The sequence below is a fragment of the Rhodococcus jostii RHA1 genome, from assembly GCF_000014565.1.
Taxonomy (GTDB): domain Bacteria; phylum Actinomycetota; class Actinomycetes; order Mycobacteriales; family Mycobacteriaceae; genus Rhodococcus_F; species Rhodococcus_F jostii_A.
Map to the genome: position 1 here is coordinate 4,497,495 of NC_008268.1, position 11,768 is coordinate 4,509,262.

9 protein-coding genes are annotated in these 11,768 nt (G+C 67.8%); 3 read left to right on the forward strand and 6 right to left on the reverse strand.

The genetic code is table 11. The annotated features are described in order from the left end of the window. Window position 1: 1 nt before the first annotated feature. Complete coding sequence (locus RHA1_RS20785) at window positions 2-1,267, reverse strand: ABC transporter substrate-binding protein (RefSeq protein WP_011596725.1); 1,266 nt, start codon at window positions 1,265-1,267, stop codon at window positions 2-4. Next, window positions 1,264-2,949, reverse strand: a complete 1,686-nt coding sequence (locus tag RHA1_RS20790) for a glycoside hydrolase family 13 protein (RefSeq protein WP_011596726.1) — start codon at window positions 2,947-2,949, stop codon at window positions 1,264-1,266. Before RHA1_RS20790 ends, RHA1_RS20785 begins: the two co-directional genes overlap by 4 nt. 182 nt (window positions 2,950-3,131) lie before the next feature. Between RHA1_RS20790 and RHA1_RS20795 the strand changes: the two genes are divergently transcribed. Next, a complete protein-coding gene (locus tag RHA1_RS20795; RefSeq protein ID WP_009477333.1) occupies window positions 3,132-4,148 on the forward strand; it encodes a LacI family DNA-binding transcriptional regulator in 1,017 nt (338 codons plus the stop codon). Between the two features lie 2 nt (window positions 4,149-4,150). Here RHA1_RS20795 and RHA1_RS20800 read toward each other — a convergent pair whose 3' ends face one another. Then, complete coding sequence (locus tag RHA1_RS20800) at window positions 4,151-5,233, reverse strand: ABC transporter ATP-binding protein (RefSeq protein ID WP_011596727.1); 1,083 nt, start codon at window positions 5,231-5,233, stop codon at window positions 4,151-4,153. A 230-nt stretch (window positions 5,234-5,463) separates the two neighbouring features. On the opposite strand from RHA1_RS20800, the gene RHA1_RS20805 reads away from it, so the two are divergent. Together RHA1_RS20805 and RHA1_RS20810 are read left to right on the forward strand one after the other, a co-directional pair. After that, complete coding sequence (locus tag RHA1_RS20805; protein ID WP_011596729.1) at window positions 5,464-6,468, forward strand: ROK family glucokinase; 1,005 nt, start codon at window positions 5,464-5,466, stop codon at window positions 6,466-6,468. After that, window positions 6,453-6,788: a WhiB family transcriptional regulator gene (locus RHA1_RS20810; protein WP_005253437.1), complete on the forward strand. Its 336-nt coding sequence runs from the start codon at window positions 6,453-6,455 to the stop codon at window positions 6,786-6,788. Before RHA1_RS20805 ends, RHA1_RS20810 begins: the two co-directional genes overlap by 16 nt. A gap of 10 nt (window positions 6,789-6,798) precedes the next feature. Here the strand turns inward: RHA1_RS20810 and RHA1_RS20815 are convergent, their stop codons facing one another. The 3 genes from RHA1_RS20815 to RHA1_RS20825 form a co-directional block, all read right to left on the reverse strand. Continuing rightward, entirely contained in the window at window positions 6,799-8,607 is a 1,809-nt protein-coding gene (locus tag RHA1_RS20815) for a serine/threonine-protein kinase PknD (RefSeq protein WP_011596730.1), read from the reverse strand. A gap of 52 nt (window positions 8,608-8,659) precedes the next feature. Continuing rightward, the gene (locus RHA1_RS20820; protein ID WP_016884498.1) at window positions 8,660-8,908 is read right to left on the reverse strand and encodes a DUF8691 family protein; all 249 of its coding nucleotides are present in this window, start codon (window positions 8,906-8,908) and stop codon (window positions 8,660-8,662) included. Between the two features lie 90 nt (window positions 8,909-8,998). Beyond that, window positions 8,999-11,551 carry a winged helix-turn-helix domain-containing protein gene (locus RHA1_RS20825; RefSeq protein WP_050787345.1) on the reverse strand — a complete coding sequence of 851 codons (2,553 nt, stop codon included), beginning with the start codon at window positions 11,549-11,551 and terminating at the stop codon, window positions 8,999-9,001. Window positions 11,552-11,768: the final 217 nt, after the last annotated feature.

An 11,768-nucleotide genomic window follows, 5' to 3' on the forward strand; every position in this document is an offset into this window, starting at 1 on the left:
TCTAGGACCCGGCCGCGGCGATCGCGGACTGGATGTCGGCGGCGGCCTGGTCCACCGTCTTCTCGCCTTTGATCGCGGCGTAGGCGTTGTTCTGCACGGCCCGGGTGACCGCGGGATAGAACGGGGTGATCGGCCGGGTCACGGCGTTCTCGATCGACGTCTTCAACGTGGGGAGGTACGGGTACTGCTCGATCAGCTCCGGGTCGTCGTAGACGTCGGCGCGGACGGGGGCGAGCGATCCCTGCGAGAGGAAGAATGCCTGTGACTTCTTCTCCAGGAAGAACTTCAGGAAGTCCGAGGCGGTCGCCTTGTGCTCGGAGTACACGTTGATCGCGGCGCTGTGCCCGCCGAGTGTCGAGTGACCGGGCCCGCTCTTCCCCGGCAGCGGCGCCACCGCGAACTTGCCCGACACTGCGGAACTGCCCTGACCGTCCATCAGGCTGTACGCGTACGGCCAGTTGCGCATGAACAGCAGGTCGCCGCTCTGGAGCGCCTGCCGTGCCTGCTCCTCCTGGAACGTGACGGACTCGCGGGGGATGGCACCCGAACGGTAGGCGTCGACGAGCGATTGGAGCCCCGCCTTGGCTTCCGGGGTGGTCATCGTCGGGGTCACGCCGTCCGGTCCGAGGATCGACCCGCCCGCGGTGTTGATGGCCTCGGACGCGTTGACGGTCAGCCCCTCGTACTTGGCGTACTGCCCGGCGTAGCAGCCGATTCCGGCGTGTTGCGCCGTCCCGCACGCGCCGAGGAGTTCGTCCCAGGTGGCGGGCGGATGATCCAGCAGGTCGGTGCGGTAGTAGAGCAGCGCGCCGTCACTGGTCTGCGGAGCCGCATACAGGACGTCCCCGTACGTGGCCCCCGCGACCGTCGCGGGGAGCAGGCCGGACGTGTCGATCGCCATCGGGCCCTCGAGTGGTTGCAGCCATCCGCGGGCCGCGAATTCGGCGGTCCACACGACGTCGACGACGGCGACGTCGTACCCGGAGTCGCGGGACTGGAAGTGCTGCACCAAGTCCTCGTGCTGCTGGTCTGCCTGGTCGGACTGCTCCTTGAACGTCACCTCCTCGCCGGGATGGATGGCGTTCCATTCGTCGATCAGCGGCCGGATGACGTTGGAGTTGTCCTTGCCCTGCACGTAGGTGATGGGCCCGCGGCCATCCAGGTTCTCCTTCTCCGCCTGCGCGGCTGCGTCGATGCCCTGATCGGCGCAGGACGTCGCCGCGAACAGGACGCCGACGGCCACCGCGGCGGCGGCGACGCGCTTCATCGTGATTCACCCGTGCCCGGTTCCGACAGCCACACCGCGGCGTCGGACGGGAGAACCCCGCCGGTGATGCCGGCGACCGAACCGAGTACGACGGTCAGTCGTTCGGGGAGTGCGATCGGTTCGGTGCCGGTGTTCACCCAGCACTGCACTGCGCCGCGGGCGAACGCGAGCACGTCCCGGGGAGTGTCGAGCCACTCGACGGCATGCGGGGTGTCGAAGAATTCGCGTCGCAGTTCCAGCGCCTCGCGGTACAGCGTGAGGAACGACTCGGGGTGGCCGGCCTGCGCTTCCGCGGTGTGCGGGGCCCAGTGTCCCGGCTGCGGAAGCCACGTGTCCTCCTCCGCGTCGAACGGGGAGAAGCCGTACGGCACTGCGTCGTTCGACCACGGGATCGGAACCCGGCAGCCATCCCGGCCGCGGTCGGTGAAGCCGGTCTGGAACCACGTCGGATCCTGCCGGACCTCGTCGGGAAGGTCCTCGACCTCTTCCAGTCCGAGTTCCTCGCCCTGGTAGATGTATGCGGTGCCAGGCAACGCCAGCTGCAGCAGCGCGGCCGCGCGGGCACGACGCCGGCCCAGTTCGTGGTTCGGATCCTCGAGCGCCCAGCGGGCCCGCTCCCAATCGGTTTCGACCAGGTGGTCGGGCTGCGAGCGCGAGTAGCGGGTGACGGTGCGGGGAACGTCGTGGTTGGAGAGCACCCACGTAGCGGGTGCGCCGACGGTCGCCGCCTGCTCGAGCGCGTCGTCGATCACGGCACGGATGCTCACAGAACGCCAAGGGGCGCGCAGGAAATCGAACTGGAACGCGGTGTGCAGCTCGTCGGGCCGCAGGTAGCGGGCCAGGCGGTCGTTGCCGGGTACCCAGGCCTCGGCGACGAAGACGCGGTCGGCGTAGGTGTTGGCGACGGCCCGCCAGCCCCGGTACACCTCGTGGACGGCATCCTGATCCCACGCGGGGTGGGGGTCGGTGTGTTGCGAACCGGGAAGGCGCTCACCGGCATCGGGGAGTGCGGGATCCTTGGCCAGGCCGTGGGCGACGTCGATCCGGAAACCGTCGACGCCCTTGTCGAACCAGAAGCGCAGGATGTCCTCGAACTCTGCCCGGACCTCGGGGTGCTCCCAGTTGAGGTCGGGCTGGGCGGGAGCGAACAGATGCAGGTACCACTCGCCGGTGCCCAGGCGGCTCCACGCGGGACCGCCGAACGCGCTCTGCCAGTCGTTGGGTGGCTCGTCGCCTGCCGGACCGCGCCCGGGGCGGAAGATGTAGCGGTCGCGGGCTCCGGGCTCGTCGCGGAGGGCGGCCTCGAACCAGCGGTGCTCGCTGGAGGTGTGGTTGGGCACGATGTCGAGGATCACGCGGATCCCCAGCTCGTGGGCCTCGGCGATGAACGCCTCACCCTCCGCGAGCGTGCCGTACGACGGCTCGATGTCGCGGAAGTCGGCCACGTCGTAGCCGGCGTCCGCCATCGGCGACGGGTACCAGGGATTGATCCACACGGCGTCGACGCCGAGGTCGGCGAGGTAGGGCAGCTTGGAACGCAAGCCGGTGAGGTCGCCGATGCCGTCGCCGTTCCCGTCGGCGAAGCTGCGGATGTAGACCTGGTAGACGACGGCCGTCTTCCACCAGGCCTCTGGGTGCCGGCTCGCGACGGTGGTTGCGGTCGACTCCACGGACTGGGTCATCGAATCTCCTCGGTGGGGGATGGGATGGGGAAATGTGATGCGTAAACGTTTGCGTAAATAGCGTGAGGCACGTCACAGGGGGCTGTCAACTCGAGCGGTGAGATTCTTTTTTCGCACTACAGCGTCATGGAACTTGTGAGGATTCAACGCAAATATTTGCGTTACTCGCTTACTGTAGGAACGTGATCCCCAAGCAGTCCGTCAACATGGCCGACGTCGCGCGCCGCACCGGAGTCTCGATCGCCACCGTCTCGCGCGCGTTGCGCGGCGAACGCGGTGTGTCTGAAGCGACCCGACTGCGAATTCAGAGGGCCGCCGACGAGTTGGCGTACGTCATCTCACCCGAGGCGTCGAAGCTGTCGGGCGGCGCGACGGGCCGGGTGGCCGTCGTGGTGCCGTGGATCGACGCCTGGTTCTACTCGCGGATTCTCGCCGGCATCGAACACGAACTCCGCGCCGCGGACCTGGACGTGTTGCTGTACTGCCTCGAGGAGTCGTCCCAGCGCGAATCGTTCTTCGAACGGCTTCCCTTGCGCCGCAAGGTCGATGCCGTCATCGCCGTGGCGTTTCCTCTCACCGGGCCGGAGCGGGCCCGGCTCGAGGAGATGGATGTGACCGTCGTCGTCATCGGCGCGCACGCCGGCGAGTTCCCGTCCGTCCGTATCGACGACGAACTGGCCGCGCGTCAGGCCGTCGGGCACCTGATCAGGATCGGCCACACCCGGATCGGAATGATCCGCACCGTGGACCCGGAGGGTCAGTACTGGGAGGGCGACATCGCCCGGGTGGCGGGATTCCATGCCGCTCTCGCCGACGCCGGACTCGACGACGACTGCACGGCGACCGTTCCCTGGGGAATCGAGGGCGGCGAGCGCGGCATGGAACTGCTGCTCAGCCGTGCCGAGGTGCCCACCGCGGTGTTCTGTCATTCCGACGAGGTCGCCGTCGGAGCGTTGCGCACGCTGCGACGTGCGGGGATTTCCGTTCCGGCCGGGATGTCGGTGATCGGGATCGACGATCACCCGACGGCCGAGCTGGCCGACCTGACCACGGTGCGGCAGCCGGTCGGGGAGCAGGGTGCGGCGGCCGGCCGGGCGGTCGTGGAACTGCTCAGCGGACGGGAACCGGCGGAACGGGCGGTCGTGCTCCCGACCCACCTGGTGGTTCGGGGCTCGACCGCCCGCCCTCCGGAACTCTGACGTCAGCGCACGAGACGCTCGCCCGCCGCGTCGGTGGCGAAGATCTGCGCGTGTGCCTCGTCGACGCGGACGTGCACGACCTGGCCCTTCTCGGGTGGGTTACGCCAGTCGACCCGTGCGACCAGGTTCTCGGTCCGGCCGCCCACAGTGGTGCGGCCGAACACGAATGCCTCGGAGCCGAGTTCCTCGACGACGTCGATCTCGAGTTTCAGTCCGCCGGAGTCGGCGATCTCGACGTGCTCGGGCCGGATCCCGAAGATCACCTCACGCCCGCCCGCCGCGGTGAGGGCGTCGCGGGGAACGGGAACCAGCTGGTCGCCGATCTGCACGCCGCCGTCGGTGACGGGCACGGTGAACAGGTTCATCGACGGTGAACCCATGAATCCCGCGACGAAGACGTTCGCGGGCCGGCGGTAGAGCTCGCGGGGGGACGCGCACTGCTGCAGCACGCCGCCCTTGAGGACGGCGACCCGGTCGCCCATTGTCATGGCCTCGACCTGGTCGTGGGTGACGTAGACGGTGGTGGTGCCGAGTCGGCGCTGGAGCTGGGCGATCTGGGTGCGGGTCTGCACCCGGAGTTTCGCGTCGAGGTTCGACAGCGGCTCGTCCATCAGGAACACCTGGGGTTGGCGGACGATGGCGCGGCCCATCGCCACCCGCTGTCGCTGGCCGCCGGAGAGGGCCTTGGGTTTGCGGTCGAGGTAGGCGCCGAGGTCGAGCATGTCGGCGGCTTCCCCGACGCGCTTGCGGATCTCGGCTTTGTCGGTGCCGGCGAGTTTGAGGGCGAAGCCCATGTTCTCGGCGACGGTCATGTGCGGGTAGAGCGCGTAGTTCTGGAAGACCATCGCGATGTCGCGGTCCTTGGGTTCGGCGTGCGTGACGTCGCGGCCGCCGATCAGGATCTGGCCGCCGTCGACGTCCTCGAGTCCGGCGAGCATCCGCAGGGAGGTGGATTTGCCGCAGCCGGACGGGCCGACGAGGACGAGGAATTCGCCGTCCTCGATGTGCAGGTCGAGTTGATCGACCGCCGGGACGTCCGAGCCGGGGAAGAGCCTGGTCGCGCCGTCATAGGTGATTGTTGCCATGAGAAATGAATCCCTCCACCGGCAGGAACGTGCCGGACGATCCGAGTGTTAGGGGTGTGCCGGCAGACACCGACGAGGAAGAACTATGGCCTAGATCACAGTGCTTGTCCACTTGGAGGCGAGCTGAGCTTTGTTCTCGAAAAGACGGAAGTGTGTATTGATGAAAATCCAAAGGTCCTCTACTGTCAGCGTGACACCCCTCACTCGCAGATTTGAAGAGGACACGAGACATGGCTCTGACAATTGGCATCGACGTGGGTGGCACGAAGATCGCAGCCGGCGTGGTCGACACCGACGGAGTCATCCACCGGATGGTGCGTCGTGACACCCCGTCCCACGATGCGCGCCGTGTCGAGAACGTCATCGCCGAACTCGTCCGCGACCTGGCGGATACCCACCCGGTGCAGGCGGTCGGCATCGGCGCGGCCGGCTTCGTCGCCGCGGACCTCAGCACCGTGCTCTTCGCCCCGAATCTGGCCTGGCGCAACGAGCCTCTCGGCGAGGTGGTCGAAGCGGCGTGCGGACTGCCGACGGTGGTGGAGAACGATGCCAACGCCGCGGCATGGGGCGAGGCGCGCTTCGGGGCCGGGCGGACGGGGCAGACCGTCGTCGTGCTCACGGTCGGAACCGGGATCGGCGGCGGCATCGTCGTCGACGGCGTGCTCCATCGCGGCAAGTTCGGTGTGGCCGCGGAATTCGGGCATCTCAATGTCGAACCGCACGGTCGCCGATGCGGCTGTGGCAACCACGGCTGCTGGGAGCGTTACGCCAGTGGCCGGGCGCTCGTCCGCGAGGCGCAGGATCTGGCGAACGTCTCGCCCGGTTTCGCCGCCGACCTCCTGGCCCGCGCCGGCGGACGGGCGGACGCCATCACGGGCCTGCACATCACCGCGGCCGCGCAGGAAGGTGACCCCGCCGCGCTCGAGTGTTTCCGGGTGATCGGTTCCTGGCTGGGTCATGGCATGGCGGACATCGCGGCGTTCTTCGACCCCGACCTGTTCATCATCGGCGGGGGAGTGTGCGAGGCGGGCGAACTGCTGCGCGGTCCCGCCGCCGCCGCGTTCGAGAACCGTCTCACCGGACGCGCACACCGACCGGTCGCCGAGGTGCGACTGGCTGAACTCGGCGCGAACGTCGGCATCGTCGGCGCCGCCGATCTGGCCCGGGAACGAATTCTCGGGCTCGCACACAACGGCTCACGAGTATCTGGAGGAGTGCAATGTCCAATCGGTTGAGTCTTCCCATTCCGGTCGCCGAGGTGTGGGACTGGCAGAGGGACGCCGCGTGCCGCGGCTACGAGTCGTCCACGTTCTTCCACCCCGACCGCGAACGTGGCCGGGCTCGCGAGATGCGGGACTTCCGCGCCAAGATGATCTGCCGCGGATGCCCCGTCCTGGTGCAGTGCCGGGAGCACGCGCTCAGTGTCGGTGAGCCGTACGGTATCTGGGGTGGACTCTCCGCGAACGAGCGTGAAGAACTGCTCGCCAATCACCACGGCCGGGTGGACGAGGCCGTCGCGGAATCCTTCGGCTTCGATCTGGCGCGCCAGGCCTGAGCGGGAGCGGTCAGCTTCCGGCGGGCAGCATGACCACTCGGCTGTTGTCGGTGTCCGCGACGTACACGTCGCCTCGGCTCGACACGGCGATCCCCTCCGGCTGGTCCAGCTCGGAGAACGGGAGAACCTCCTGCTCGTCCGAACCGGCGGCCAGTCGCAGAATGCGATTGTGGTTCTGATCGATGGCGTACACGGTTCCCTCGTCGTCGACCGCGACACCACCGACGCTCTGGAGATCGGTGAACGGCAGGTAGCTCTGGGCATGGGTGGCGGCGTTCCACGCGAGAACCTTGTTGGGTGTGCCGACGTAGAGATCCCCGTGTTCACTGACGGCGACGGCGAACGGGCCGATCACCGTCAGCGGCACCGCGACGGGAGCCGCGGTGACGTCGTGCAGCGACATCACCCGATTGTTCAGCGTATCGGCGACATACAGCGTGGCGTCCGGCCCGAGTGCGATTCCGAACGGCTGGTCGAGTCCGGCGAACGGCAGCGGCACCTGGGTGCTGCCGTGCAGCATCGTCACGGTGTTGGTCACCAGATCGGAGACGTAGACGTCGCCGGACGCACTGACCGCGACTCCCTGCGGAACCTCGAGTCCGGTGAAGGGAAGAACTGTCTGCTCGTACGTCCCGGCGCTCACTTTCAGGACCTGTTTGGCCGCGCTGTCGGCGATGTACAGGTCTCCGGTGCCCGAGACCGTGAGCCCTGCCGGACCCTGTAGACCGGTCAGCGGGAGCACGACCTGCGCGCTCGTCGACTCCTCTCCCGGCCAGGCGACATAGGCGACGGCGGCGACGACGAGGACGAGGACGCCGGCCAGCAGCGCGGCGAGCAGTCGGCGCGTCCGCCGCCCCGCGACCGGTGTCGGTTTCGTGGGCACCGCACCCGGCACGGTGTCGGGACGGGTCACGTCCGGACCGCTCGCGCGGGTGGTCGAGGCGGGGTCGACCAGGGCAGCAGGCCGGGTCACGTGGCCGGGCCCGGACCACTCGATCGCGCGGACGGCGTCGCTGAACTCACGACAGGTCGAGTAGCGATCTTCGCGGTTCTTGGCCAAGGCGCGCGCGACGACCGCATCGACACCGGTGGGCAACCCGGGGCGCACCACGCTCGGCTGGGGAATCGGTCCGTTCAGATGGCCGTGCATCACCGAGGACGCGGTGTTGCCGGGGTACGGCGGTTCGTTGGTGAGCAGGTGGAAGAAGGTGCAGCCCAACGCGTAGATGTCGACGCGATGGTCGAGTTTCTCGCCCTCGATCTGCTCGGGCGCGGCGTAGTGCAGGGTCGCCACCAACATCCCGGTGCGGGTCAGCTGATGTGTTTCGTCCAGGGCCTTGGCGGTGCCGAAATCGGTGAGCAGGACCCGTTCTGGGTCGCCCGGCGCGAGCAGGATGTTCGCCGGCTTCACGTCGCGGTGCAGAATCCCGGCCTCGTGGGCGTAGTCGAGTGCCTTCCCTGTCTCGCTGACGATGTGGACGGCGCGCTCGACGTCCAGGGCGCCGGAGCCGAGCGCTTTCCTGGCGTCGCTGCCGGGAACGTACTGCATCGCGATCCACAACCTGCCGCCTTCGCGGCCGCGGTCGTGGACGGTGACGATGTTGGGATGGTCGAGATGCGCGGCGTGGTCTGCTTCCGATTCGAAGCGTGACCGGACGTAGTCGTCGTTCGTCCACGACGTGTCGAGCAGTTTGAGGGCGATCTTGCGCGGCAGGTTGGGATGCTGGGCGAGGTAGACGGTGCCCATGCCGCCTCGTCCCAGAACCCGTTCGATCACGTAGCCGGCAAACACCGTGCCCGGTTCGAACTCGCCGCTCACATCGGCTTCACCGCCTCCCGGGTCACTCCAACCATTGAACCCCGACGCCGGGTCAGTCCGGTAGCCGCCGCATCTCGATGACGGTCAGTCCCAGCGCGTCGAAGCGTGCCAGCATGCCCCGGAGATCCGTCGGGCTGTCGACCGGGCCGTAGAGCGTGGTGTCACCGGTCGTGACGTCCGAGACGTCCAACTCGGGGAACGCGGCCAGCACCCGATCGGAGAGGGCGCCGCTGATCAGGAAGGCGTACCTGACCTTGCCGGGCCAGTTCGATTCAGGACGCACCACGGTGGGCTCCTTCATTCGCATCGTCGTTCCAGAACTCGGTCAGCCGTAAATTTCAGGGTGACCGACGAAACGGCAACGCGCCTCACCCGCAAGTGGTGAACCGGCTCAGAGCAAGCCGTTGTGTTGCGCGGCGGCGATGGCGTCGCGGCGGGAGGTGACGCCGAGCTTGCGGTAGATCCCGCGCAGGTGGGTCTTCACGGTGTTCACCGACACGCACAGATCTGCGGCGATCTGCTCGGCGGTCCGCCACGACGGAAGTTCCACGAGGAGTTCCAGTTCGCGGGGAGTCAACATGTCGGACGCAGCACTCTCCGACCGCGGGAACGACGCCCGGAGCCTCTCCGCGAAGGGTTCGAGGACACCGAACCGGCCGGTGCTCCGCACCAGTAGTTCCCGGATCTGCGGTCCGCAGTCGTGGAACGGGCGCAACGCCGACTGCGGTTCGGCGAGACGCAACGCCTCGGTGAGCGCGCTGTGGGCTCGTGAATCATGTTTGCGGGCAAGCGCGATGGACGCGTCGACGAGCCACGCCGCGATCAGGTTGGTTCCCGCCGCGCACTCCAGTTCACCGTCCAGGACGGGTTGGAGTGTCTTACGTGCCAGGTCGAGGCGATGGAGGTGCAGATGGACGATCGCCTCGACGACGGCTGTGTCGCCGGTGGGTCCGAGGAGGGCATGCGTCTCGGACGCCAGCTCGTGCGCCCACCCGGTCTCGCCGGCGAACAGATAGGCGTACTGGATGGCAGGCAGCAGCACCGCCCGGATGCCGGGCGGGACCGGCAACGAGGACGACACGGGGCTCTCCGCGTGCAGCGTTGTCACCGAACTGTGCCGGTTTCCGGTCTCGTCGAGACCGAACAGGGTGGCGGCGCCGTCGGCGAAACCCGCCGTCTCGGTATGTGCGCGATGCAGTGCCTCGGCGGACTCGGCGGCGAGACGTGCGGCATCGGGGTCCATCCGAATGTAGCGGCACCAGGAGTCGATGAGCTTCGCCAGCTGGAATGTCGGGTCGCTCGTTGCGGAATGGGTCCGGCCGATCGCCAGTGCCTCGTCGGCCAGTGCGGACGCCCGCACCACGTCCCCCCGCGACATCGCGACGCCGCCGAGAGTTCCCAGGCAGTACATGACGCCCAGCGGCACATCGCCGAGTCGAGCGTGGGCAAGCGACTTCCCGAGCACGACCTCCGACTCGTCGTTCCGCCCGAGGAACAGCAGCGCGCGCCCTTCCTGGAGCAGGACGAACGCGTCGAGATCGGGATCGCCGCTCGATCCGACACCGACATTGCGCAGCCGGTTCAGGGCGGTCTCGATGCCCCCGGTGCCGATCGCGGTCTGCACCCGGAGCGATTCGCGGAGCAGCAGGTGTACCCGGGACTCGGCGGCGCCGTCCACCAGCAACCCCGACCGCCTGCGGTCGAGAAGCTCGAGGGTGGACGTGGCCACCGGGATGTTGCCCGATGCGAGCGCCGCGGCGGCGCGGATGAGCCGCGCCGACGGGTGGTCCTGCGAAGATCGGGGCGCCCGGGTGAGGAGCCGGTCGACGGCCTCCCCATGACCTCCGACGATCAGGGCCAGCGAAGTCCGGGCGAGCAGCGCCACGATCTCGTCGTGGTCACCGGAGTTCACCGCGTGCTCGAGTGCGAGCAGCGCGTCCCCGAATTCGTCGTGCCAGTGGGCGGCCGTCAATTCGAGATGCTCGACTTCGACGTGCCCGATCCGGCTGATCTCCGCCCGCAGATAGCTCCGCAGCAGCGGGTGGTAGCGATAGTGAGTGGGGCTGTCGGTGATTCTGCTGATCAGAAAATTGTGGTGTTCGAGCCAGTCGATGTTGCCGTGCGCATCCGTGCACCCCGTGAGCTTCTCCGCGAGTTCGACTGTGAACGAGACGGGTACGGACGTGCGCAGGAGGAATTCGCGCATCTCGTCGGTCTGGCCGGCGAGGACCTCTTCGATGAGATAATCGGCGACCGCCCGGCGGTCGCCCGTGAACTCGGCGATCAACCGGCTCGGATCCGGATGTCCTTCCAAAGACATTCCCGCCAAACGAATTCCGGCAGCCCAACCCTCCGTGCGATCCATCAGCGCGTCGAGATCGTCCGCGCTCAGCACGACGTCGTGCTCGTCGAGCATCTCGGCCGCCTCGTCGGACGTGAAGGCGAGATTCTTGGCCGTGAGCGTGAACAGCTTGCCGTCCAGGCGAAGTCGCTGCAATGCCAGCGGCGGCTCGAACCGTCCGATGATGACCATTCGCAGCATCGGAGGTTGCCAGCGCACGAACGACTCGAGGTCGGTGAGTACGTCGGTGTCGCGGAGGAGGTGGGCGTCGTCGATGACCATCCAGATGTTCTCGCCGAGTTCGTGCAACGCGGCCGACAACTGCGCGCCGAGGTCCGGTGCCTCGGAATCGAGCCCGGCGCATGCCTTCTGCACGCGAGCATTCCCGGTGTCGGTGAGTGAGCGGAGGATCGCCCGGTGGACTACGTCGAGGTCGTTGTGCCGCTCCTCGATCGTGAGCCAGGCAATGGTCGGAGCGTCGCCCGCGGCGAGCAGTTCCCGCACCCAGTCGCCCACGGCCCGCGTCTTTCCCGACCCGGCCGGTGCGCAGACGAGCGCCACCGGGCAGGGGTGGGCGTCGTCGGTGAGCGCTTCGGTGAGCATGGTGTGCAGGCGGGTCCGGGTAACCGTCCGACCCCCTGCACTCGTAGGTATTCGAGTGCTCAGATGAAATTCGCCGAGAGGTGCTGCCGTCACGCCGACCCCCAATTCTCGCTGCACCGAGAAACGATCTTCGACAAACGCCAATCCCGGACGCCGTTGGCCGGTGGGACGATTTTAGCGAGAATGCGCTGTCTTGTGTGGGTGAACGTGTTTTACC

What these genes read in the sequence shown, in the direction of transcription:
- RHA1_RS20820 (WP_016884498.1), bottom strand. Translation starts at nt 8,908, where the DNA reads ATGAAGGAGCCCACCGTGGTGCGTCCTGAATCGAACTGGCCCGGCAAG.
- RHA1_RS20790 (WP_011596726.1), bottom strand. Translation starts at nt 2,949, where the DNA reads ATGACCCAGTCCGTGGAGTCGACCGCAACCACCGTCGCGAGCCGGCAC.
- RHA1_RS20785 (WP_011596725.1), bottom strand. Translation starts at nt 1,267, where the DNA reads ATGAAGCGCGTCGCCGCCGCCGCGGTGGCCGTCGGCGTCCTGTTCGCG.
- RHA1_RS20825 (WP_050787345.1), bottom strand. Translation starts at nt 11,551, where the DNA reads ATGCTCACCGAAGCGCTCACCGACGACGCCCACCCCTGCCCGGTGGCG.
- RHA1_RS20810 (WP_005253437.1), top strand. Translation starts at nt 6,453, where the DNA reads ATGTCCAATCGGTTGAGTCTTCCCATTCCGGTCGCCGAGGTGTGGGAC.
- RHA1_RS20805 (WP_011596729.1), top strand. Translation starts at nt 5,464, where the DNA reads ATGGCTCTGACAATTGGCATCGACGTGGGTGGCACGAAGATCGCAGCC.
- RHA1_RS20800 (WP_011596727.1), bottom strand. Translation starts at nt 5,233, where the DNA reads ATGGCAACAATCACCTATGACGGCGCGACCAGGCTCTTCCCCGGCTCG.